19 protein-coding genes are annotated in these 20863 nt (G+C 71.9%); 10 read left to right on the top strand and 9 right to left on the bottom strand.

The features are described from left to right. Positions 1–40: 40 nt before the first annotated feature. Positions 41–1840, bottom strand: a complete 1800-nt coding sequence (locus tag LPA41_RS07385; protein ID WP_229069189.1) for a diguanylate cyclase domain-containing protein — start codon at positions 1838–1840, stop codon at positions 41–43. A gap of 164 nt (positions 1841–2004) precedes the next feature. On the opposite strand from LPA41_RS07385, the gene LPA41_RS07390 reads away from it, so the two are divergent. Next, positions 2005–3726 carry an alpha/beta-hydrolase family protein gene (locus LPA41_RS07390; protein WP_229069190.1) on the top strand — a complete coding sequence of 574 codons (1722 nt, stop codon included), beginning with the start codon at positions 2005–2007 and terminating at the stop codon, positions 3724–3726. 106 nt (positions 3727–3832) lie between these two features. Here LPA41_RS07390 and LPA41_RS07395 read toward each other — a convergent pair whose 3' ends face one another. Then, positions 3833–4399, bottom strand: coding sequence for an antibiotic biosynthesis monooxygenase (locus tag LPA41_RS07395; RefSeq protein ID WP_229069191.1), 567 nt, complete (start codon positions 4397–4399; stop codon positions 3833–3835). 95 nt (positions 4400–4494) lie between these two features. On the opposite strand from LPA41_RS07395, the gene LPA41_RS07400 reads away from it, so the two are divergent. After that, the gene (locus LPA41_RS07400) at positions 4495–5658 is read left to right on the top strand and encodes an oxidoreductase (RefSeq protein WP_229069192.1); all 1164 of its coding nucleotides are present in this window, start codon (positions 4495–4497) and stop codon (positions 5656–5658) included. A 623-nt stretch (positions 5659–6281) separates the two neighbouring features. On the opposite strand, the gene LPA41_RS07405 is transcribed toward LPA41_RS07400, so the two are convergent. Further along, positions 6282–6920 carry a response regulator transcription factor gene (locus tag LPA41_RS07405; RefSeq protein ID WP_229069193.1) on the bottom strand — a complete coding sequence of 213 codons (639 nt, stop codon included), beginning with the start codon at positions 6918–6920 and terminating at the stop codon, positions 6282–6284. Then, positions 6872–8152, bottom strand: coding sequence for a sensor histidine kinase (locus tag LPA41_RS07410; protein ID WP_229069194.1), 1281 nt, complete (start codon positions 8150–8152; stop codon positions 6872–6874). The genes LPA41_RS07405 and LPA41_RS07410 overlap by 49 nt, the downstream gene beginning before the upstream one ends. 108 nt (positions 8153–8260) lie before the next feature. On the opposite strand from LPA41_RS07410, the gene LPA41_RS07415 reads away from it, so the two are divergent. The 3 genes from LPA41_RS07415 (at position 8261) to LPA41_RS07425 (ending at position 11119) form a co-directional block, all read left to right on the top strand. Continuing rightward, the gene (locus LPA41_RS07415; RefSeq protein WP_229069195.1) at positions 8261–9268 is read left to right on the top strand and encodes an acyl-CoA desaturase; all 1008 of its coding nucleotides are present in this window, start codon (positions 8261–8263) and stop codon (positions 9266–9268) included. 350 nt (positions 9269–9618) lie between these two features. Next, positions 9619–10530 (top strand): CDP-alcohol phosphatidyltransferase family protein, encoded by a 912-nt coding sequence (locus tag LPA41_RS07420; protein ID WP_229069196.1) that lies wholly within the window; start codon positions 9619–9621, stop codon positions 10528–10530. Positions 10531–10726: 196 nt separating this feature from the next. After that, complete coding sequence (locus tag LPA41_RS07425; RefSeq protein ID WP_229069197.1) at positions 10727–11119, top strand: hypothetical protein; 393 nt, start codon at positions 10727–10729, stop codon at positions 11117–11119. Positions 11120–11126: 7 nt separating this feature from the next. On the opposite strand, the gene LPA41_RS07430 is transcribed toward LPA41_RS07425, so the two are convergent. After that, on the bottom strand, positions 11127–12335 hold the full coding sequence (locus LPA41_RS07430; protein ID WP_229069198.1) for a glycosyltransferase 87 family protein: 1209 nt from the start codon (positions 12333–12335) through the stop codon (positions 11127–11129). A 193-nt stretch (positions 12336–12528) separates the two neighbouring features. Here LPA41_RS07430 and LPA41_RS07435 point away from each other — a divergent pair, with 193 nt between their 5' ends. The 3 genes from LPA41_RS07435 (at position 12529) to LPA41_RS07445 (ending at position 15990) form a co-directional block, all read left to right on the top strand. Next, entirely contained in the window at positions 12529–14163 is a 1635-nt protein-coding gene (locus tag LPA41_RS07435; RefSeq protein WP_229069199.1) for an FAD-dependent oxidoreductase, read from the top strand. Positions 14164–14318: 155 nt separating this feature from the next. Beyond that, positions 14319–15257 carry a helix-turn-helix domain-containing protein gene (locus tag LPA41_RS41765; RefSeq protein WP_308036520.1) on the top strand — a complete coding sequence of 313 codons (939 nt, stop codon included), beginning with the start codon at positions 14319–14321 and terminating at the stop codon, positions 15255–15257. 10 nt (positions 15258–15267) lie between these two features. Further along, positions 15268–15990 (top strand): SDR family oxidoreductase, encoded by a 723-nt coding sequence (locus LPA41_RS07445; RefSeq protein ID WP_229069200.1) that lies wholly within the window; start codon positions 15268–15270, stop codon positions 15988–15990. Between the two features lie 30 nt (positions 15991–16020). On the opposite strand, the gene LPA41_RS07450 is transcribed toward LPA41_RS07445, so the two are convergent. After that, entirely contained in the window at positions 16021–17124 is a 1104-nt protein-coding gene (locus tag LPA41_RS07450; RefSeq protein ID WP_229069201.1) for an MBL fold metallo-hydrolase, read from the bottom strand. Between the two features lie 123 nt (positions 17125–17247). Here LPA41_RS07450 and LPA41_RS07455 point away from each other — a divergent pair, with 123 nt between their 5' ends. Both LPA41_RS07455 and LPA41_RS07460 read left to right on the top strand, forming a co-directional pair. Beyond that, the gene (locus LPA41_RS07455) at positions 17248–17766 is read left to right on the top strand and encodes a hypothetical protein (protein WP_255689396.1); all 519 of its coding nucleotides are present in this window, start codon (positions 17248–17250) and stop codon (positions 17764–17766) included. Between the two features lie 23 nt (positions 17767–17789). After that, the gene (locus tag LPA41_RS07460) at positions 17790–19256 is read left to right on the top strand and encodes a deoxyguanosinetriphosphate triphosphohydrolase family protein (RefSeq protein WP_229069203.1); all 1467 of its coding nucleotides are present in this window, start codon (positions 17790–17792) and stop codon (positions 19254–19256) included. A 91-nt stretch (positions 19257–19347) separates the two neighbouring features. Here the strand turns inward: LPA41_RS07460 and LPA41_RS07465 are convergent, their stop codons facing one another. From LPA41_RS07465 to LPA41_RS07475, 3 genes are all read right to left on the bottom strand, one after another. Further along, positions 19348–19575 (bottom strand): hypothetical protein, encoded by a 228-nt coding sequence (locus LPA41_RS07465; protein WP_229069204.1) that lies wholly within the window; start codon positions 19573–19575, stop codon positions 19348–19350. Positions 19576–19732: 157 nt separating this feature from the next. Then, positions 19733–20635: a diacylglycerol kinase family protein gene (locus LPA41_RS07470; protein ID WP_229069205.1), complete on the bottom strand. Its 903-nt coding sequence runs from the start codon at positions 20633–20635 to the stop codon at positions 19733–19735. Between the two features lie 20 nt (positions 20636–20655). Further along, the gene (locus LPA41_RS07475) at positions 20656–20853 is read right to left on the bottom strand and encodes a hypothetical protein (protein WP_229069206.1); all 198 of its coding nucleotides are present in this window, start codon (positions 20851–20853) and stop codon (positions 20656–20658) included. Positions 20854–20863 lie beyond the last annotated feature (10 nt).

Here is a 20863-nt window from a genome sequence, read left to right on the forward strand (position 1 = left end):
TTCGCCGGAAAGAACTCCTTGCACACAGTGTGCACTAAGTTCAGTCCGCCGCGCGGTGCCGTCCCGCCCGCCCGGTCGCCGCGGCACCGGGGCGGCGGCTGCCACCGGCGTGCTTGACGGCGTACATCGCGTGGTCGGCGGCCCGCAGCGCGGCGTCCGGGTTCTCCGCCGCCGGCGCCAGGTGCAGGCCGACGCTGGCGCCGATCCGGATCTCCTGACCGCCGATCCGGAAGGGGAGTTCCAGGACGTACCGGATCCGGCCGCTCATGGTCGTCGCGTCCTTCTCCGACAGCACGCCCGGCATCAGCACCACGAACTCGTCGCCGCCCACCCGGCTCAGCACGTCGGTCGACCGCACACAGGCGCTGAGCCGGTCCGCCACCTGCCGCAGCAACTCGTCGCCGACCTCGTGGCCGTACGCGTCGTTGACCGGCTTGAACCCGTCCAGGTCCACGAAGAGCACCGCGACCGGGGCGGTACGCAGCGACGAGTCCAGCGCGTCCTGCATGCGGCGCCGATTCGGCAGCCCGGTGAGCGGGTCGTGCTGCGCCTCGTGCGCCAGCCGCTCCTGGAACGCCCGGTTCTCGGACACGTCCCGGGCGTTGATCACCACGCCGTCGAGGGCCGGGTTGTGCATCTGGTTGGAGGCGGTGAAGTCGAACCAGCGGTACTTGTCGTCCGCCGACCGGATCCGGCACTGGAGCCGGATCACGCCGGACGGGTCGTCGAGCAGCTGGGCGAGCCGCTCCCGCATCTCCGGCTGATCCTCCGGGTGGACCAGGTCGAAGACGCTGCGCCCGGTGAGCGCGCCGTTGGTGAACCCGAGGACGGCGTACGCGCTGGGGCTGCTGAACACGATCCGGCCACGGCCGTCCAGGACCGAGACCAGGTCCGGCGCGTGCTGGAAGAGCGCCTGGAACCGCTCGTCGGCGCGGCGGCGCTGCACCTGGGTGCGGTACCCGAGCACCGAGATGCCGGCCACGCCGATCAGCAGCATGGCGAGCAGCGTCAGGTTCAGGGTCTGGCTGCGGTCGTGCACCACACCGTCGAAGGACGACCTGGTCTGCGTCCGCACGTACGACCAGTCACTGGTCAGGCCGCCGTAGACGATCGCGATCATCGGGGTCTTCCCGGAGTGGTACTCGACGAACTGCACGCCGTCCGCGCCGAGCCTGGCCCGCACCGCCGGGTCCAGGGTGGCGCCGAGCCGGCCGGCGTCACTCGACGCGCCCACCCGGCCGGTCCGGTCCACGACGAACGTCTCGTGCGCCCCGGACGAGAGCCGCACCAGGTAGCTCTGCAGCGACGTCCGGGACACCTCGTTGATCCCGACCAGGTATCCGAGGACGGAGTCGTTCGCCGTGATCGGCACGGCCACCGCGGCGAGGACCGCCCCGTCGACGGTCATCACGTCGGAGAAGCCGGCCGGGCCGCCCGCGCGCAGCTGCGCCTTCATCGGCTCCCACCCCGGGTCCCCGGCCGGCGGCAGACCGGTGGCCCGGCCGGCGGTCAGTACATTGCCGTCCCGGTCGGTGGTCAGCAGGCCGTACTGGAACGTGGTGCTCTTCAGCGCCGCCGCCGCCAGGATGGTGCGATCCGCCGCGCTGTCCCGGCCCAGGTGCAGGACGTGCTCGGCGAGGATCTCGGACAGTTCGGACGCCGAGTTCACCTGCAGCTGCCCGGTGAGCGTTCCGTTGTTCGCGCCGAGCGCGCTGCTGTCCGCCCGGTGCACGGCGTCCGCCGCCCGCAGTGCCGAACGGTTCACCAGAAAGCCCACGACACCGGCGGCGGCCAGCAACAACACGCTGACCACCACCGCGATCCAGTTGCGCAGCCGCATTCGTTCCTCCTCCCGATGGTCATCGGCAGGCCGGGCGCGGACTGAACCAATCCCACCTAGGGGCTTCGCCAGGGAAGAAGTCGGGGAAAAGAGGGCGGCGCTCGTGACCATCGACCCACGATGATGAGGGGGCAACTGTGCGTCGTCGATGAACGGAGCACCGCATGCGCCAACAGGTGGTCGCGTCGCCTCCGGGCTGGTTCACGCCCCTCCGCGCCCGGATCCCCGCGCCCCGGCGATCGGCGCGGAGCAGCCCGCTGGCCGCACCGGCCCAGCGCCGGATCGTCCGGGCCGGACTGACCCTCACCGGCTCCGCGTTCGCCGCCGTCTTCTTCTGCCTCTCGTTCACCCCGTCGCTGCTGCCCCGCGCGTGGTTCCTGCAGGGTGTGGTGGCCGGCATCACCGCCGCGATGGGTTACGCGCTGGGCACCGCGATCGGCGCGCTCGTGCGGGTGCGCCGGCACTTCGGCGCGCGGACGGTCACCATCGCGTGGCGGGTGCTGTTCTCCCTCGTACCCCTGCTCTTCCTCTTCTTCCTCTGGCTCGGCACCCGCTGGCAACGCGAGCTGCGCGGTCAGCTGGGCATGCCACCCGCGCAGGAGTACGACGTCGCCCGCACCCTCGGCGCCGGGCTGCTCACCTTCGGCCTGATCCTGCTGGTCGCGCGCGCCCTGCGGCTCGCCACGCACGGCTGCGCCCTGGTGTTCCGTCAGGTCGTGCCGAACCGGGCCGCCTACTGCGCGGGCACCGTGGTCGTCGCGCTGCTCAGCTACAGCGCGGTGGACGGCGTCGTGATGGCGCAACTGTTCACGATGGCCGACCGATCCGCCGCGGTGGTCAACAGCGGCACCGGCAACGGCGTCGTCATCCCCGCGTCCGCGCTGCGCTCCGGCGGCCCGCGGTCCCTGGTCCCGTGGGACTCGCTGGGCCGGCAGGGCCGGGCGTTCGTGGCCGGCGCGCCGTCGGCCGAGCAGCTCACCGCGTTCGCCGGGCGGCCGGTGCTCGACCCGATCCGGGTCTACGCCGGGCTCACCTCCGCCGAGACCGTCGAGGACCGGGCCGCGCTGGTGGTGCGCGAGATGGATCGGACCGGCGCCTTCGACCGGGCGGTGATCGCCGTCTTCACCCCCACCGGCACCGGCTGGGTGGACAACCGGGTCACCCGGTCCCTGGAATACATGTACGGCGGCGACACCGCCCTCGTCTCCATGCAGTACTCGTACCTGCCCAGCTGGATCGCCTTCTGGGGCGACCGCTCGGACGTGGTCGACACCGCGTCCGCCCTGATCACGGCGGTCCGCGCGCGCTGGGCCGCGATGCCCGAGGCGCACCGGCCCAAGCTGCTGCTCTTCGGCGAGAGCCTCGGGACGTACGGCATCGAGGCGACCTTCGGCTCCGCGGCCGACCTGGTCACCGGGTCGGACGGCGCGCTGCTGCTCGGACCGACGTTCGCGAACCCGGTGCATCGGCAGCTCACCGAGGCCCGCACCGGCGGCAGCCCGGTCTGGGAACCCGCCTACCCGGACCTGCCGATCGCGTTCGCCGAGAACGCGGCCGGGTTGCGCGCCCCGACCCGTGACCGGCCCCGCGTCGTCTACCTGCAGAACGCGACCGATCCGGTCGTCTGGTGGAGCTGGGACCTGTTCTGGAAGAAACCGCAGTGGCTGGACGGCCCGCGTGGCCCGGACGTCACGCCGGACATGCACTGGTACCCGGGCATCACGTTCTGGCAGACCTCGTGCGACCTGCTCTTCGCCAACAAGGTGCCGACCGGGCACGGCCACGTCTACAAGTCGGAGACCGTCGACGGCTGGGCCGCGATAGCGCCACCACCGGGCTGGACCGTGGACGACACCCTGCGCCTGCGCGCCCTGCTCGACGGGTGACGCCCGGCCTTTACCGCTTGAGCCAGGGCTGGCCTTATCGCTTGAGCCAGGGCGGGCCTTATCGCTTGAGCCAGGGCTGGCCTTACCGCTTGAGCCAGGGCTGGCCTTACCGCTTGAGCCAGGGCTGCAGGAGCCGGGTCACCTGCGGCAGCACCAGGTAAGTCATGATCGGCGTCAGCACCAGGGTGCTGACCAGCGTCTTGAGCACCGTGTTCAGGGCGCCGAGGTGCGGCATCAGCAGGACCGCGGACAGCAGGCTGACCGGGAAGAAGCCCAGCCAGATGGTGACCGCCTGCTTCCACCGCGGCGGGGCGGCAGGCGCCGGCGCCGGCTGGTCGACCTCACGCTCCCGCGGCGGGTCGAACCACCCCTCGATGCCGGTCCGCCGCTCCACCCGGGTGTGCTCGACGAAGCCCTCCGCCGACGACAGCCACCATTTGCGCTGCGCCGACTCCTCCCAGTCCCGCAACGACCCGGCGTCGGCGAACCGGTAGAGCATGTGCCACTCCGACGAGCTCTGGCCGGACCGCACCCAGCCGGTGCCGAGGAAGCCGGGGAACGTCTCGGCCAGCGACGCGCCGGCGCGCACCCAGGCGGCCATCTCGGCGGCCCGCTCCGGGTCGGCGCGGCGGGTGATCGCCACGGTCACGGCGAGTTGCGTCGTCGAAGTCATGTCCCACATTCTGGTAACCGCTTGTTTCAGGCGGGCGTCATCCCACGGATCAGTGCGATGCCACACACCCCCGCCGGGCGGTAGGTTGACGGACCATGACGACGCAACGAAACCTGTCTATCTCAGCACTCGTTCTCGTGATGGCCGCCGGCACCGGCTGGACCCCGGGCCACGGCGTCTCCTGGCAGCTCACCGACACCGGCTCCACCGCACGGTTCCGCGGCCTCGCCCCGGTCGACGCCTCGGTCGCATGGGCCGCCGGCTCCGCCGGCACCGTCCTGCGCACCGTAGACGCCGGCCGCACCTGGACCTCGCTCGGCCCGCCCGCCGCCGCCGGCCTCGAATTCCGCGACATCGAGGCCCACGACGCGCGCTCCGCGGTGGCCCTGACCGTCGGCACCGGCACCGACTCCCGCATCTACACCACCACCGACGCCGGCCGGACCTGGACCGAGACGTTCCGCAACGAGGACCCGGTCGCCTTCTACGACTGCCTCGCGTTCAGCGACCACCGACGGTCCGCCGGGTCGCCCTTTACCGAGTCGGCCTCCACCGAGTCGCCCTCCACCGGGCCGTCCTCCACCGGGCCGTCCTCCGCTGGGTCGTCTTCCGCTGGGTCGTCTTCCGCCGGGCGCCGGCACGGGCTTGCGCTCTCGGACCCGGTGGACGGCAAGTTCCGGATCCTCGCCACCCGCGACGGCGGCCGCACCTGGGACGTCGTGCCCAGCACCGGCATGCCGGACGCGCTGCCCGGCGAGTTCGCCTTCGCCGCGAGCGGCACCTGCCTCGTGTCCGCCGGACGCGACTACTGGTTCGCCACCGGCGGCGGCGCCACCGCCCGCGTCTTCCACTCCCGCGACGGCGGCCGCACCTGGTCCGTGACCGACTCCCCGGTGCCCAGCGGCCCGAGCGCCGGCATCTACGGCCTCGCCTTCCGCGACAGCCGGCACGGCCTGGCCGTGGGCGGCGACTACGTGACCCCGGCGGCCGCCCCCGACGGCGCCGCCGTGACCCGCGACGGCGGCCGGCACTGGGACGTCTCGCGGCGCGTACCGGGCGCGTACCGCTCCGGGGTGACCTGGAAGGGCCACTCCCGCACCGCCATCGCCGTCGGCCCCACCGGCAGCGACATCTCCTACGACGGCGGCCGGACCTGGCGCAACTTCGACACCGGCAGCTTCGACGCGGTGGCCTGCACGTCCACCGGCGCCTGCTGGGCCTCCGGCCAGTCCGGCCGGATCGCCCGCCTGCGCCACTGAGCTTCCGACCGACCCACCCCGATCACCGCCCCAGCCGATGCCGCCCCGTCAATCCCGTAGTTCCCTCCCGCCCTCATGTCCCCCTCCGGCCCCCCTTGTCCCGCCGGCCACTGCGTCCCCGCCGGCCCCGTGTCCCCGTTGGCGCCGATGGCGCCGGAGGCCATGTCCCCGTTGAGATGTTGATCTGCTAGCGCTACGAAATCGCGGTTTCAACCCCTTGATCACAGCGATTTCGTAGCGCTAGCAGATCAACAACGCCGCACGGACGCAACGCGGCTGCTTTCACTGAGGGGAAGGGAGCCGAAGGCCAAACCCCACCCACTCACCTGCCTCGCCCGCCGCCGCATCGATGTCCCGCACGCCGTCCCCGGCGCCCGCCACCGGCACAAAACGGCAGAAAACACCGGGCCGCCCGCCACCAGACACCGGGCGGCGCGCTCAGCAGGCACGGGACGGACCGCTCAGCAGGCACGGGACGGACCGCTCAGCAGGCGCAGGGCTGACCCGCGTGGCGGACCGCTCAGCAGACGCGAGACTGACCGCTCAGCAGGCGCGGAGTGATCCGCGTCGCGGACCGCTCAGCCGACGCGGGACGGACCGCTCAGGAGACGCCGGGCGGGCGCTCAGGAGTTCAGGTAGGCCAGGACTGCCAGCACGCGACGGTGATCGTCGTCGGAGACGGGCAGATCCAGCTTGGTGAAGATGCTGCTGATGTGTTTGCTGACGGCCTTCTCGCCGATGAACAGCTTGGCCGCGATGGCGCCGTTGGAACGGCCCTCGGCCATCTGACCCAGGACCTCGCGTTCGCGGCCGGTCAGGGCGGCGAGTGGGGGCTCGTTGCGGGCCAGCAGCTGGGAGACCACCTCCGGGTCCATCGCGGTGCCACCGGCGGCGACCCGGCGGACGGCGTCGACGAACTGGGCGACGTGTGAGACACGGTCCTTGAGCAGGTAGCCGACGCCACCTTTGCGGTCGCTGAGCAGTTCGCGGGCGTAGAGCGGCTCGACGTGCTGGGAGAGGACCAGGACCGGCATGCCGGGCACCGCGTCCCGGGCGGCGATCGCGGCCTGCAGACCCTCGTCGGTGAAGGTGGGCGGGAGCCGGACGTCGATGACCGCCACGTCGGGGCGGTGCTCGAGGAGTGCCGGCAGCAGCGACGGTCCGTTGTCGACCGCCGCCACCACCTTGAAGTCGTACGCCTCCAGCAGCCTTGTCAAGCCGTCCCGGAGGAGGGCGAGATCCTCGGCGATGACAACGCGCACGGCAGCTCCATGGTCACGACGGTCGGTCCGCCCGGCGGGCTGGACAGGCTCATCGTGCCATCGAAGGCGGCAAGACGACGTTCGATGCCGCGCAGGCCGGTGCCGCCGGCCGGGTCGGCCCCGCCCAGCCCGTCGTCGGCGACCCGCATCGTGAGCAAGCCGTCGCTGTGCCAGAGCTGCACCTCGACGTGGTGGGCGAAGCTGTGCCGGGTCACGTTCGCCAGCACCTCGGCCACCGCGAAATAGGCGGCCGACTCCACCGGCGTGTCGAGGCGCCCGGGCACCGACGCGCCGACGGCGGTGGGGATCGGCAGGGCCATCGCCAGGGCGCGGACCGCGCCTTCGAGCCCGCGTTCGGCGAGGACCGGCGGGTGGATGCCGCGGACCAGGTGACGCAGTTCGACGAGTGCGTCCGAGCTGGTCTCGCGCGCCTCGGCGAGCAGTTTGCGGGCTTTCGCCGGGTTGGTATCGACCATCTCCTCGGCCAAGCCGATCGTCATGCCGAGGGCGACCAGCCGGGCCTGTGCGCCGTCGTGCAGGTCCCGTTCGATGCGGCGCAGCTCGGCGGCCTGCGCGTCGACGGTGTCGGCGCGGGTGACGGTGAGCTGACTGACCCGCAGGCGCAGCTCGGCGTTGCGGGTCGGTGCCAGGAAGAGCTTGGCGAGGTACGCGTCGGCGCGCCGCAGGTACGGCGCCATCGCCAGCCCGATCGCCAGGATCACCGTGCCCTGCGGCAACGACAGGAACCCTTCGCCGACCGTCTCGATCGGCCAGACCGCGCCGTACCCGTAATCGCCGGTGCCGAGCCAGATCCAGAGCGGCAGCAGCAGGATGCCCTCGATGCCGTAGAGCGGCACCGCCAGCGACAGCACCCCCAGCACCAGCCCGGCCACCGCACCCGGCAGCAGCCAGGCGAAGTCGCGCCAGGTGGCCGGGTCGGTGATGATCCAGCGATAGCGGACGAGCGGCCCCCGCGACTCGGGAGCCGGTCGGTACGGTCGCGCGATCGGCATCCCGAACGTCGCGGCGAGCCGGCGGGCCAGCCGGGCCCGGAACCGGACCAGCGCGGTCACCAGCGGCAGCAGCACCAGGCCGATCCCGAGCACGGGGGTGAGCACCAAAGACACCACGAACAGGACGAAGAGCGGGATGTTGGTGATGGCGAGAGCGACGCCGAGTACGCCGCCGGCCACGGCCCGGATGCCGTCCCTGATCCAGTCACGCGAGTCCATGACCCCATCCTGGCCGCCGGGTGCGAACGTGTCGGTAGTGCCAGCCCTACCACCGGCGGGGGTCTGGCACTCCTGTCCTACGCGCGCGAGGCCGGGACTCTGGTGGGCATGACGACGACAGCCGAGACACGAGCCACCGGCAGCGACTTCGCGGAACTGGCCCGACGGATCAACGCGGCGGGGCTGCTGCGGCGCCGGCCGGGCTACTACGCCGTACGCCTCACCTGCGTCTCCCTGGCCCTGATCGGCGGCTGGGCCGCCTTCTTCCTGATCGGCTCGTCCTGGTGGACGCTCGCGGTGGCCGTCGTGCTGGCGGTGGCGTTCGCGCAGACCGCGCTGGTGGCGCACGACCTGGCGCACCGGCAGGTGTTCCGCACGAACCGGCCGAGCGCCCGGGCCGGCCTGATCGCCGGGAACCTGGCGATCGGCATGTCGTACGGCTACTGGATGGACAAGCACACGAAGCACCACGCCAACCCGAACCACGACGACCTGGACCCGGACGTGGGCCCCGGTGTGCTGGTGTGGAACCGGGAATCCGCCGCGGGCTTCGTCGCGAAATATCAGGCGTACCTGTTCTTCCCGCTGCTCACCCTGCTCGGCCTGTCGCTGAAGCGGGACAGCGTGCGTGCCCTGTTCAACGGCACCGTGAAGCGGCCGGCCCTGGAGGGCACCCTGCTGGCCGTGCACTTCGCCGCCTACGTGGCGGCGCTCCTGCTCGTGCTTTCCCCGCTTCAGGCGCTGGCCTTCTTCGTCGTGCACCAGGCGCTGTTCGGCGTCTACCTCGGCCTGACCTTCGCCCCCAACCACAAGGGCATGCCGCACCCGGACGGCACCGAGGACTTCTTCCGCAAGCAGGTGCTGACCTCACGCAACGTCCGCGGCGGCCGGTTGGTGGACGCGGCGCTGGGCGGCCTCAACTACCAGATCGAGCACCACCTCTTCCCGGCCATGCCGACGCCGAACCTGCGCCGGGCCCAGCCGGTGGTGCAGCGTTACTGCGCGGAGATCGGCGTGGCGTACGAGATCACCAGCCTCACCGACTCGTACGCCCAGGCGCTGCGCCACCTTCACGACGTCGGCGCCGACCTGCGCCGCAAACCCGCCGCCGCCTAGCGCCCGTTCGGGCCGGTTGTCATCTGGTGTGTCCGAATTCGCCCAGGAGTCCTGTTGATCAAGAGGTTCCCGGGGCCTCGCGGGATTCCTGGGCGTAAAGTCTACGGTTCCGGGTAGCCCCCGGTCGCACCACCACATGACATCGGTCCATCCCCGGCAGGCGGGTGGGCGCGGACGCCCCGGCACGCCGGGCCGGCCGCGAGTAAGGTCGACGACATCGACGAACCGGCCGGAGTGGACACGGTGACCGATTACCGGGCGACGCAGTCAGCGTCACTGCAGGTAGTGGCCCATGTTTCACCGGCGGGGCATTTGGCGTTCGCATAGGATTAAGGTCTAGAGTGCCGCGCGTGAAGGTGACCTTGCAGGAGATCCGGGAGCGGACCTACAAGCCGGTCGACGCGTGGTGGACCGTGCTTCTGGTCGACCCGCTGGCGTCCCGGCTGGTGCGTCTGGTCGCGCCTTACCGGTGGATCACACCCAACGTTCTGACCCTGCTCGCGACCGTGATCGGCGTGGGCGCGATGGTCTTCTTCGCCATCGGCGACCGCTGGGCGCTGGCTGCCGGCGCCGTGCTCTTCCACCTGAGCTTCGTGGTCGACTGCATGGACGGCAAGATCGCCCGCCTGAACGGGACAGGCACGATCTTCGGCCAGTGGCTCGACTTCGTGCTCGACCGGGTGCGCGTCTTCTTCTGCGCGATAGCGCTCTTCGGCGGTCAGTACGTGCAGACCGACAACATCGCCTACCTCTGGGTGATGGCGGTCGCGGTCTTCCTCGACCTGTTCCGTTACCTCAACGGCCAGCAGATGGCGAAGGTCCGTCGCGTCATGCGCGAGGAGATCGAGGCCCTGCAGCCGCCGGTGACCGACCCGGCACCGGCCGCCCTGGCCGCGGAGCCGGTCGAGCAGGCCGCCGCCGGGGGCACCTCGTCGCTGCGCCGCCGGGTCGGCAGCACCCTGCGCCGCAACCGGATCCGCACCCACCTGTTCAGCGGCATCGAGTACGAGATGTTCGTCTTCATCGTGGGCCCGCTGCTCGGCCTGGTCATCCCGGTCACCGTCGTCGCCGGCGTGGGCCTGCTGACCTTCGAGCTGTTCCTGATCCTCCGGCTGCTGCGTGCCTGCCAGCAGCACCCGGCGAAACTGGCCGCCGCCGAGCGCGAGTTCGCGGCCTGGCAGTCGGAGCAGGCCACGCCGTCCACGCCGGCCGGCGTCCCCGCGCCGGGCATGCCCGCGGCCGGTGTGCCCAGCACCGTCTGACCGTTCGTCACCTCCAGCAGCACCCCCGGCGTCCGCGCCCGGGGGTGCTGCTGTTTCTGCCCCGCCGGCGATCCGCGCGGGGCTCTCCCCACCGGCGATCCGCGCCGGGTACTCCTGTTCTGCACCCTGCCGGTGATCCGACAGCCGCCTCGCGCGCCGAATCTGAGGATGCCGGACCGGACGAAGGGGAGACGCCATGCGACGGGAGAACGTGCCGCTCACGGTGCGACTGCGCCTGGTGAGCGCGAACTCGGGGCGACCGATGCCCGGGTACGCGGTCAGCCTGTGGCACTGCGACCGGGAGTCCCGTGGCCGGCAGACCGCCGACCCGTCCGGCTGGGTCGCCTTCCCGACCGCCTTCCCGGGCGCCGACCCGGGGCACTGGCCGCACGTGCACTTCGAGGTGTATCCCGGCGACGCCGAGGACCCGGTGCACGCCGCACAGCTCGCCATCCCCGGTGACGGCCGGCGGACCGGGCTCAGCCTCTCCACCGACGCGTGCTTCACCGGCGGATGGCCACTGGAGATCCCTTCGGTGACCGGGGACCCGGACCGCGGGCTCGTCGCCACCCGCACGGTCGGTCTCTGACTCGTCCCTACGGGAGGCTGGACCGGTTCGCGGGCAGCGCCTCGGGGACCGGACGCTCGGCGAGCGGGCCGGCCCGGCGAATGAGCATCACCACCGCCCAGACGAAGAGGGCGAGCGCGGCGAGCACATAGGCGTTGCCGACGATGTGTTCGATCGGACCCCAGCCGTACTCGCGGCGATGACGCCACGGTGGCCACACGAACGGGCGAACCAGGAAGACCACGGTCCACAGGACGCTCGCCCACCGGTTGTACGTCCACAGCGCCAGCCCGATGGGCACGGCCCACACCCAGTGGTGGGACCACGAGACCGGCGAGGCGAGCAGCATCGCCAACGCCCCGAAGCCGGCCCCGAGCACCCGGTCGCCCCGGCGCCACCACACCGCGCCGAGGACCACGACCGCCAGGGCGATCGGCCCGGCGACCGCGAGCCACAGCAGCGTCGGTGGCACACCGTCCAGCAGACGGGTGAGCACACCGAAGACCGATTGGTTGTGGGCCATCTCCGGCGGGCCGACCCGGCCCGCGTTGATCAGGTTGTCGGTCCAGTAGGCCTTCGCCGAGCCGGGGATCACCGCGAAGCCGATCACCACAGTGCCGGCGAAGGCCAGGAGCGCCCGTCCCGCTGCCGTCCGGCGGCCGACCAGCACCAGCAGCACGACGAACACCAGCGGGGTCAGCTTCACACCGGCCGCGATGCCGATGAGCACCCCGGACCAGCGCCGTTCCGGGCGAACCAGGTCGATGAGCACAGCCAGCATCAGCAACAGGTTGATCTGGCCGAAGGTGAGGTTCTGCCACACCGGTTCGAGCACGAGCGCGCCGACGGTCAGCAGGGCGACGAGCCATCCCGGAACGGGACGGCGGAGGGCGCGGCCCGCCACCACGATGACGCCGGCCAGCGCTCCGACCGACGCCCCGGTCCACAGCGCCGTGGCGAGCCAGCCGGGCAGCAGCGCCAGCGGCGCCATCACCACCGCCGCGAACGGCGGATAGGTGAACCGCAGATTGGTCACCGGGTCACGGGAGCCGTAGAGCGGCAGGCCGTCGATCACCAGCTGGCCGCCGTACTGGTAGACGAAGAGGTCGATGAACTCCCCGTGCAGGTGCAGCCGGGCAGGCACCTCCGCCCAGGCGACCGCACCGGCCACGGCGGCCGCGACGACCACCACGGCCAGGATCGGACCAGGCCCCTCCAGGGCGCGTGACGGCCTCACCGGTGCGGAGCGGCAATCCACTCGTACGCCCTGCGATCGCGAACCCGCACGGCCGCCATGAAGAAAAACATGGATGGCATCGTAGCCCGCACCGCCGCAGCGACAGCCGTTCCCATCAAGGACCGCTCGTTCGATAGCCATCTATCGCCGTCAGGTCTTTACGGTTACTCACCGGTAATGCTTAGGTGATGCGATGACGCATTACGACATCGTCGTCGTCGGCAGCGGCTTCGGCGGCAGCGTCAGCGCCCTGCGGCTGGCGGAGAAGGGGTACCGGGTCGGCGTGCTCGAGGCCGGCCGCCGGTTCACTCCGGAAACTCTGCCCAAGACCTCCTGGGACCTGCGCAACTTCCTCTGGGCGCCGCGCCTCGGCCTGCGCGGCATGCAGCGGATCACGCTGCTCAAGGACATCATGGTGCTCTCCGCGGCCGGGGTCGGCGGCGGCTCCCTGGTCTACGCCAACACGCTCTACCGGCCGCCCGCGCCGTTCTTCGCCGACCCGCACTGGGCCGGGATCACCGACTGGGCGGCCGAGCTCGCGGTCTTCTACGACCAGGCCTCCCGGATGCTCGGCGTCACCGAGCAACCCACCATGACGCCCTCCGACGTGGCGATGAAGCAGGTCGCCGACGAGATGGGCGTCGGGCACACGTTCCGCCGTACCCCGGTGGGTGTCTGGTTCGGCGAACCGGGCAAAACCGTGCCCGACCCGTACTTCGGCGGGGCCGGCCCGGACCGCACCGGCTGCGTCGAATGCGGGAACTGCATGATCGGCTGCAAGGTCGGCGCGAAGAACCGGCTCGACGTCAACTACCTCTACCTCGCCGAACGGGCCGGCGCCGTGGTCCACCCGGACACCGAGGTCACCGCCCTGCGGCCGCACGACGGCGGCTGGCAGGTGCGGACCCGGACCGGTGACTTCACCGCCGACCAGGTGATCCTCGCCGCCGGGGCGCTCGGCACCCAGCGGCTGCTGCACGCCATGCGCGACACCGGTGTGCTGCCGCGGGTGTCGGCCCGGCTCGGGCGGCTCACCCGCACCAACTCCGAGGCCCTGCTCGGTGCGGCGGTCAAGGACGTGCCCGCGCCGCCGTTCTCCACCGGCATCGCGATCACCTCGTCGTTCCATCCGGACGCCGACACCCACATCGAGCCCGTCCGGTACGGCCCCGGCAGCAACGCCATGGGCCTGCTCTCCACCCTGCTCGTGGACGGCGGCGGACGGGTGCCCCGGCCGCTGCGGTTCCTCGGGCAGGCGCTGCGCCACCCGATCCTGCTCGGCCACTCCCTTTCCGTCCGCCGGTGGAGCGAACGGACGATCATCGCGCTCGTCATGCAGACGGCCGACAACTCGCTGACCGTCCGGCGCACCCGGTCGGGCCGGCTCACCACGTCCCTCGGCCACGGCAGCCCCAACCCGACCTGGATCCCGGTCGGCCACGAGGCGGTGCGGCGACTCGCCACCACGATCGGCGGCTACCCCGGCGGTGGTGTCGGCGACGTCTTCAACATCCCGCTGACCGCACACATCCTCGGCGGCGCCACCATCGGGGCCACCCCGGAGGAGGGCGTCGTGGACGCGTACCACCGGGTCTTCGGCTACCCCGGCCTGCACGTGGTGGACGGATCGGCGGTGCCGGCCAACCTGGGCGTCAACCCGTCACTGACCATCACCGCCCTCGCCGAACGAGCCATGTCGCTCTGGCCCAACAAAGGCGACGCCGACCCGCGACCCGAACCCGGCGACGACTACCGGCGGCTCACCCCCGTGCCGCCCCGCTCACCGGCCGTCCCCGCACACGCCCCGGCCGCCCTCCGCCTCCGATGATCCACTCGCTGCCACCGGAACCGGTCGCAGCACCCTGCCACGTCGTCACCGGTCGGCCGGACCCCCGGTTGCGCGGGCTCGTCCTGGCCTACGGCGGTTTCCGGCGGCCGGCGCCGATCGCGCACCGGATGCTCGCCCTGAACATCCCGGTCCTGGTGGTGGACCTCGGCGGAGGCGGGCGGGTGGTCACCGGCCCGCGGGTGCGGCCGGTGATCTGCGAGGCCGATCGATGGGGGCACGGTGTGACCGTCGCGCTGACGCCGGCGGGGGTGCCTGCGGTGCTGGGCGTGCCGCTGCGGGAGATCACCGAGCGGACGGTGGCACTGGAGGATCTGCTGGGCGCCGCGGCGGGGGCGGAACTGGCGGAGCGGCTGGCGGTGTCGGGGCGGTTCGCCGCTCTTGACTCGTGGTTGCTGGACCGCATCGGCTCATCGGACATTCCGAATTTGTCCGGTGGGTTGGTGGCGGCGGCCTGGTGGCGGCTTCAAGGCCTCGGCCCGAAAACCCGCGCCCCGGAAAGCGCCAAACCCGAGCAGGCCCGGCCGGGAGCGGCGGCAGGAGACGAGCGGGTCCGGGTGGGTGCGGCGGCAGGAGACGGGCGGGTCCGGGTGGGTGCGGCTGCCGGAAATGGGCGAATCCGGGTGGGGGCCGCGGGAAATGGGCGGGTCCGGGTGGGTGCGGTCGCGGCGGCCCTCGGGGTGGGGCGGCGGAGGCTGGAGAGCGAGTTCCGGCGCGAGATCGGGCTCACCCCGGTCGCGGTGGCCCGGATCGCGCGTTTCCAGCGCGCCACGAACAGCCTGGCGGCGGGCACGGAGCTGCATCGGGTTGCTGCCGACACGGGGTACGCGGACCAGCCGCACCTGACCCGCGAAGTACGAGCGATGTCCGGCCTCACCCCGGCCGTGCTCCGGGCAACCCTGCGGTCCGCCTTGGGCCGCGCCCCGGATCAAAAGCATGGCCGCGCCCCGGATCAAAACCATGGCCGCGCCCCGGATCAAAAGCATGGCCGCGCCCCGGATCAAGACCATGGCCGCGCCTCGGACACGGTCCGAAGCCGCGCATCGGTTCAAGACCGGAGCGCGCCGGAACCCTAGCCTCGGGCTCATGACGCTCGCACTCGCCGGACGCACGGCCCTGGTGACCGGTGGTTCCCGCGGTATCGGCCGGGCCGTGGTCCGGCGGCTGGCACGGGACGGCGCCCGGGTGGTCTTCACGTTCCACGCCGCCGCCGGTGCCGCCGCGGAGCTGGCCGCCGCGACGGGCGCCGAACCGGTCCGCTGCGATCAGGCCGATCTGGGCACTCTCGCGGATGTCTTCGCGCCGGTCCGGGACGGCCTCGACATCCTGGTCAACAACGCGGCCGTCAACGTCCCGCAGCCGATCGCCGACCTGACGCCGGCCGACTTCGACCGGGTCATGACGGTCAACGCGAAGTTTCCGCTCTTCGCCATGCAGGCCGCCGCCCCACTGCTGCGCGAGCACGGGCGGATCGTGAACGTCTCCACGCTGAACACCAGGGTCCCGGCGCCGGGGCTGGCCCTTTACGCCGCGAGCAAGGCGGCCCTGGAGCAGTTCACCGCGGTTGCCGCCCGCGAGCTCGGGCCCCGGGGCATCACCGTGAACACGGTCTCCCCCGGCGCGACCGACACCGATCTGCTGCACGCCACCAACCCGCCCGCAGCGCTCGCGCAGACGGCCGCGCTGACCGCGCTGGGCCGGCTCGGCCGCCCCGAGGACATCGCCGCGGTGGTCGCGTTCCTGGTCTCACCGGACGCGAGCTGGGTGACCGGCCAGAACATCGCCGCCACCGGAGGCCTGCTCCTCTGACCGGCACAGGGCTGCGACAGCCGCTCTCGATCAGGCGATCTGTTGCCACCAGCCGTCCACCGCGGGCGGGTTGTCGACGTCGACGCGCTCCCCGGGGCGGGGGACGGCGAGCCGGACGTCGCGGGCCTTGGCCTCGCGCCACGTGCGGTCGGCGGGCTCGGACCAGTCGTGCAGGGCCAGGTTGAACGTCGCCCAGTGGACCGGGATCATCAGGCCGCCGCGGACGTCGACGTGCATGGCGACGCCGTCCTCGGGGAGCATGTGGATGTCGGGCCAGGCGTCACCGTACGCGCCGACCTGCACCAGCGTGGCGTCGAACGGCCCGTACTGTTCGCCGATCTCGGCGAAGCCGGGGAAGTATCCGGTGTCACCGGAGTAGAACACCTTGCGGGTCGGACCGTTGATCACCCAGCTGGCCCACAGCGTCTCGTCGCGGGAGAAGCCGCGACCGGAGAAGTGCCGGGCCGGCGTGGCGACGAACTCGACGCCGTTGACCTTGGCCGTCTCGTTCCAGTCGAGCTCGATGATGCGGGTGGCGGGCACGCCCCACTTCTCCAGGTGGGCGCCGACGCCGAGCGGCACCAGGAACGGCGCGGCCTGGAGGTCGACCAGGTTCTGGATGGTCGGCATGTCGAGGTGGTCGTAGTGGTCGTGCGAGATCACCACGGCGTCCAGCGGGGGCAGCTCGCGCAGCGGGACCGGCACGTCGTGCAGCCGGCGCGGGCCGGTGAGGCGGGACGGCGAGCAGCGGTCGCTCCAGACCGGGTCGAGCAGGACACGCCGGCCCTCGATCTCGACGAGGGCGGACGAGTGGCCGTACCACGTCACGTGCAGCCCGGACGCGTCCGCACCCGGCACCGGCGCGACGAGCGGCACGGGCTGGTGCGGGTGGCGGGCGTCGCGGCCGGTCAGGGTGGCCGCGGCGACCCGCGGCATGGAGGCGGCGGCGACCATGGTCGCGGGCACGGTGTTGCGGAACTTGCCGCCGGCGAACTGCGGGGACGCCTCCACCCGGGCCAGCCGGTCACCGCGGGCTTTCGCGCCGAGCTGCCGGGGGATGTCGCGGGCGGCCCACACCGCCGCGGCGCCCAGGGCCAGAGCCATCACGGTACGGGTACGCGGTCGCTTCGCCATCGCTCCAGTCTGACCGCCGGGTGCCGTGCCCGACCAGCGTGCGGACCATGAAACACTCCGGTCGTGACGCTCGACACCCTTCAGGCCCAGCACCGGCTCATCATCCGCCAGCGGATCCGCTTCATGGTCAACCAGTACGAGGTGCACGCCGTCTCCCCGGACGGGCAGGAGGCCGGCGTCCTGGCGTTCGCCCAGCAGAAGCGCATGGCGTTCAAGGAGCAGGTGACGCTCTACACCGACGACACCAAGCAGACCCCGCTGCTCGGCTTCGCGGCGCGTCAGGTGATCGACCTGGGTGCCACCTACGACGTCGTCGACGCGGCCGGCCAGCCGATCGGGCTGTTCAAGAAGAGTTTCGCGGCCTCGTTGCTGCGCTCCACGTGGGTGCTGGAGCAGCCGGGGTACGGCGAGATGACCGGCCAGGAACGCAGCCTGCTCGTCGCGATCCTGCGCCGCTTCGTGGACTACCTGTCCTGGCTGCCGTACCACTTCGATTTCACCATCGGCGGGCGCCCGGCCTTCTCGGTGGTCCGCAAGTGGGGGCTGCGCGACCGGTTCGAGGTCACCGTCGCGGATCCTCACCTGGACCGTCGCCTGGTCGTCGCGATGGCCGTCGCCCTGGATGCCCTGCAGTCCCGGTGACCAGCCACCGGTAGCCTCCGGGCATGGACGATCCACGTGCCCAGAGGCTGTTCGGCGACAATCTCGTCGCCCCGGGTGATCTCGCGTCGAGCCCGTTCCGGGTGGACCGTGACCGGATCGTCAGCTCACCGTTCCTGGCCCGTCTCGCCGGCGTCACCCAGGTGATCAGCCCGGGCGGCGCGGGTCTGCTCGTGCACAACCGGCTCACCCACAGCCTCAAGGTGGCGCAGGTCGGCCGGGCCATCGCGGAACGGATCCTGCACGACAACCGGGACCTGGCCGACAAACTGGGCGGTTGCGACCCGGACGTGGTGGAGGCGGCGGCGCTCGCCCACGACCTCGGGCACCCGCCGTTCGGGCACCTCGGCGAACGGGTCCTGGACCGGCTGGCCCGGCACCGGCTGCGGCTGCCGGACGGGTTCGAGGGCAACGCCCAGTCGTACCGGATCGTCACCAGCACCGAGGTCCGCGGCCAGGCGACGATCGGCCTGAACCTGACGAACGCCGTCCGGGCCGCGATCCTGAAGTACCCGTGGACGCGGCGGGACCACCCGGACCCGCACCCGCGGTTCATGGACCCGGCACCGCGTGGGGCGGCGGCCGTGCCGGACGACCCGGACGGCGGTTCGCTGAAGTTCGGCGCCTACTCCACCGAGATCAACGACGTGCGGGCGGCGCGGGCGCCGTTCGCCGGGCGGGTCGCCGACTGGCAGCAGACGGTCGAGGCCTCGGTGATGGACACGGCGGACGACATCGCGTACGCCATCCACGACCTCGAGGACGTCCACCGGGTCGGCGTGCTCCAGCAGGGCGCGGTCGCCGCCGAGCTGATGGCGTGGCAGCGGTGGGGTCACCAGACCGACATGAACCGGGCCGGCGGCGCGATCGAGTCACTGCGTCGCCAGCTGCACCGAAAGGACGCCTGGATCGCCGACGACGACGCTTTCGCCGGTGCCGTCGAGCTGGTTCGCGCCGAACTGGTCGACGGCCTGCTGGCCCGGCCCTTCGACGGCTCGATCGAGGCCGAGGCCCGGGTGGCGGCCTTCTCCGCGACGTGGACCCGCCGCCTGGTCGACTCCATCGAGATGACCGGCCAACCGGCGATCAGGAGCGGTCACGTGCAGCTGTCCCGTGCCCAGTGGCACGAGGTGCAGATCCTCAAGTTCGTGCAGAACCGCTTCGTCCTGGAACGCCCCGACCTGGCCCTGCACCAGCGCGGCCAGGCCCGCCTGCTGGCCTCGCTGGTCGAGGCCCTGCTCGCCTGGCTCACCGACCCCGACGAGGAACAACGCCTTCCCCGCCGGCTCCGCGACCTGGTGGAGCTGGCCGAGGCGGAGTTGCCGCTGGGCACCCCGGAACGCCTGGGCCGCGCCCGCGGCCGCGCCGTGATCGACTTCGTGGCGGGCCTGACGGACAGCCAGGCGGTCGGCCTGATGGAGGCGCTGTCCGGCCGTTCGCGCCAGCTGTGGACCGACGCGTTCGTCCTCTGAGCGCGACACACCGCCGCGTTCGTTCTCTGAGCGGGACACGCCGCCGGCAACCCGGCTCTTGAAGCGGACGGCCGCGCCCGGCGCGGGCTGCTCAGGGGACCAGCTGGAAACCCGCGGCGAGCAGACCGATCAGCACGACGGCCATCCCGGCGGCCAGCCGGGCGGTGTGCGCCCAGGCGATCCGCCGGGTGTCCCGGACCGCGTGCTTCGCCGCGTGGACGTCGTGCCAGGCGGCCCGGGCGCGACCGGCCCGGTACGCGACGACGATCGTGGCGGTGAGCGTGCCGGCCAGCAGGCCGGCGGCTATGAGGTACGGCATGGTCAGCCCCCTGGAGTGGTTCGGTGACAGCCAGTCTGGGCTCGCGTCGCGCGAACTATCCAGGGGATTGGTGGGCAGGAACCGGCGAGAACGACGGAGAAGGACACGAACCTTCCTGTCGCCTATCGGTCACTCGTTACGACAGACCGATGCCGGGTCAGGGCCGGGCCGGGACGCAGATCTGGACGGCGCCGGGGACCACCGAGGCGCTGAACTTGCGCGTCTTGGCGCGGGCGCCGCCGTCCAGCTCGTATTCGAGCTTGGACTCCAGCTTGACGTCGATGCGCCGGGCCCGGGTCATCCGGACGAAGGGCGAGTTGTCGGAACGCCCCACGGCCATCGTGCCGAGGGCACGCGCCCACTGCAGGGCGCCCTGCGCGGTGGCCACGCCGACGTCGAGCCAGCCGTCGTCCGGGGCGGCGTCGTCGAAGGCCCGGATGCCGCCGGTGATCGTGCCGACGTTGCCGATCAGCACGCAGCTGGCCTCGTCGTCGAACCAGTCCGTGCCGTCCACCTTGATCTTGGCGCGGGGTGCGTCGCCGTTGACGTGGCGGATGCCGGTCCAGACGTACGCCAGCTTGCCCAGCCGGTCCTTCAGCGCGCCGTCGGCGTCCTTGATCATGGCGCCGTCGAAGCCGATACCGGCCATCACCGCGAAGTGCTCACCGGCGAGGCGGCCCAGATCGAAGCGGCGGCGCTCGCCGGTGAACGCGAGTTCGACGGCCTTCTCCATATCGGTGGGGATGCCGAGGTTGCCGGCGAACAGGTTGCCGGTGCCGGCGGGCATGATGGCGACCGGGATCTTGCCGCCGCCCTTGGTGGCGGCGAGCACGTCGAGCGAGCGCTGGACCATGCCGTCGCCGCCCCAGACCACCAGGAGGTCCACGCCGGCCTCGATCGCCTTGCGGACCTTCTTGGGGGCCTTGCGGCTTTTCGGCACCTCGAACCAGAGCAGCTCGTCGACGCCCTCGCCGGTGATCCGGCGCCGGAGTTCGTCGAGTCCGCCACCGAGAGTCTTCCGCTGGTGGGCAACGACGGCAATTCTGCGGGGGGTACGCATGCCGCCGCCGTTACCCAGAATCAGCGGAAGCCGAAACGGCTGCGCTTCTTGCGGCCGAACGTGTTCTGCAGCATGTCGGCGCCCTGACGCAGCAGCCGGGTGCCCCGGCTGGCGCCGCGACGCCGCTCGATGGTTTCGCTGAGCTTGCGGGCACCGGCGGCGCCGAGCGGGACAAGGATGGCGGTCAGGATCATTCTGCGGGCGAGGTTCCAGATCATGCTGAGCTAA

This window comes from Actinoplanes sp. DH11 (genome assembly GCF_020873875.1).
GTDB lineage: Bacteria > Actinomycetota > Actinomycetes > Mycobacteriales > Micromonosporaceae > Actinoplanes.

Excerpts from the sequence above, each read along its gene's own strand:
- LPA41_RS07385 (WP_229069189.1), bottom strand. The coding sequence starts at position 1,840 with ATGCGGCTGCGCAACTGGATCGCGGTGGTGGTCAGCGTGTTGTTGCTG.
- LPA41_RS07390 (WP_229069190.1), top strand. The coding sequence starts at position 2,005 with ATGCGCCAACAGGTGGTCGCGTCGCCTCCGGGCTGGTTCACGCCCCTC.
- LPA41_RS07395 (WP_229069191.1), bottom strand. The coding sequence starts at position 4,399 with ATGACTTCGACGACGCAACTCGCCGTGACCGTGGCGATCACCCGCCGC.
- LPA41_RS07400 (WP_229069192.1), top strand. The coding sequence starts at position 4,495 with ATGACGACGCAACGAAACCTGTCTATCTCAGCACTCGTTCTCGTGATG.
- LPA41_RS07410 (WP_229069194.1), bottom strand. The coding sequence starts at position 8,152 with ATGGACTCGCGTGACTGGATCAGGGACGGCATCCGGGCCGTGGCCGGC.
- LPA41_RS07415 (WP_229069195.1), top strand. The coding sequence starts at position 8,261 with ATGACGACGACAGCCGAGACACGAGCCACCGGCAGCGACTTCGCGGAA.
- LPA41_RS07425 (WP_229069197.1), top strand. The coding sequence starts at position 10,727 with ATGCGACGGGAGAACGTGCCGCTCACGGTGCGACTGCGCCTGGTGAGC.
- LPA41_RS07435 (WP_229069199.1), top strand. The coding sequence starts at position 12,529 with ATGACGCATTACGACATCGTCGTCGTCGGCAGCGGCTTCGGCGGCAGC.
- LPA41_RS07445 (WP_229069200.1), top strand. The coding sequence starts at position 15,268 with ATGACGCTCGCACTCGCCGGACGCACGGCCCTGGTGACCGGTGGTTCC.
- LPA41_RS07450 (WP_229069201.1), bottom strand. The coding sequence starts at position 17,124 with ATGGCGAAGCGACCGCGTACCCGTACCGTGATGGCTCTGGCCCTGGGC.
- LPA41_RS07455 (WP_255689396.1), top strand. The coding sequence starts at position 17,248 with ATGGTCAACCAGTACGAGGTGCACGCCGTCTCCCCGGACGGGCAGGAG.
- LPA41_RS07460 (WP_229069203.1), top strand. The coding sequence starts at position 17,790 with ATGGACGATCCACGTGCCCAGAGGCTGTTCGGCGACAATCTCGTCGCC.
- LPA41_RS07465 (WP_229069204.1), bottom strand. The coding sequence starts at position 19,575 with ATGCCGTACCTCATAGCCGCCGGCCTGCTGGCCGGCACGCTCACCGCC.
- LPA41_RS07470 (WP_229069205.1), bottom strand. The coding sequence starts at position 20,635 with ATGCGTACCCCCCGCAGAATTGCCGTCGTTGCCCACCAGCGGAAGACT.
- LPA41_RS07475 (WP_229069206.1), bottom strand. The coding sequence starts at position 20,853 with ATGATCTGGAACCTCGCCCGCAGAATGATCCTGACCGCCATCCTTGTC.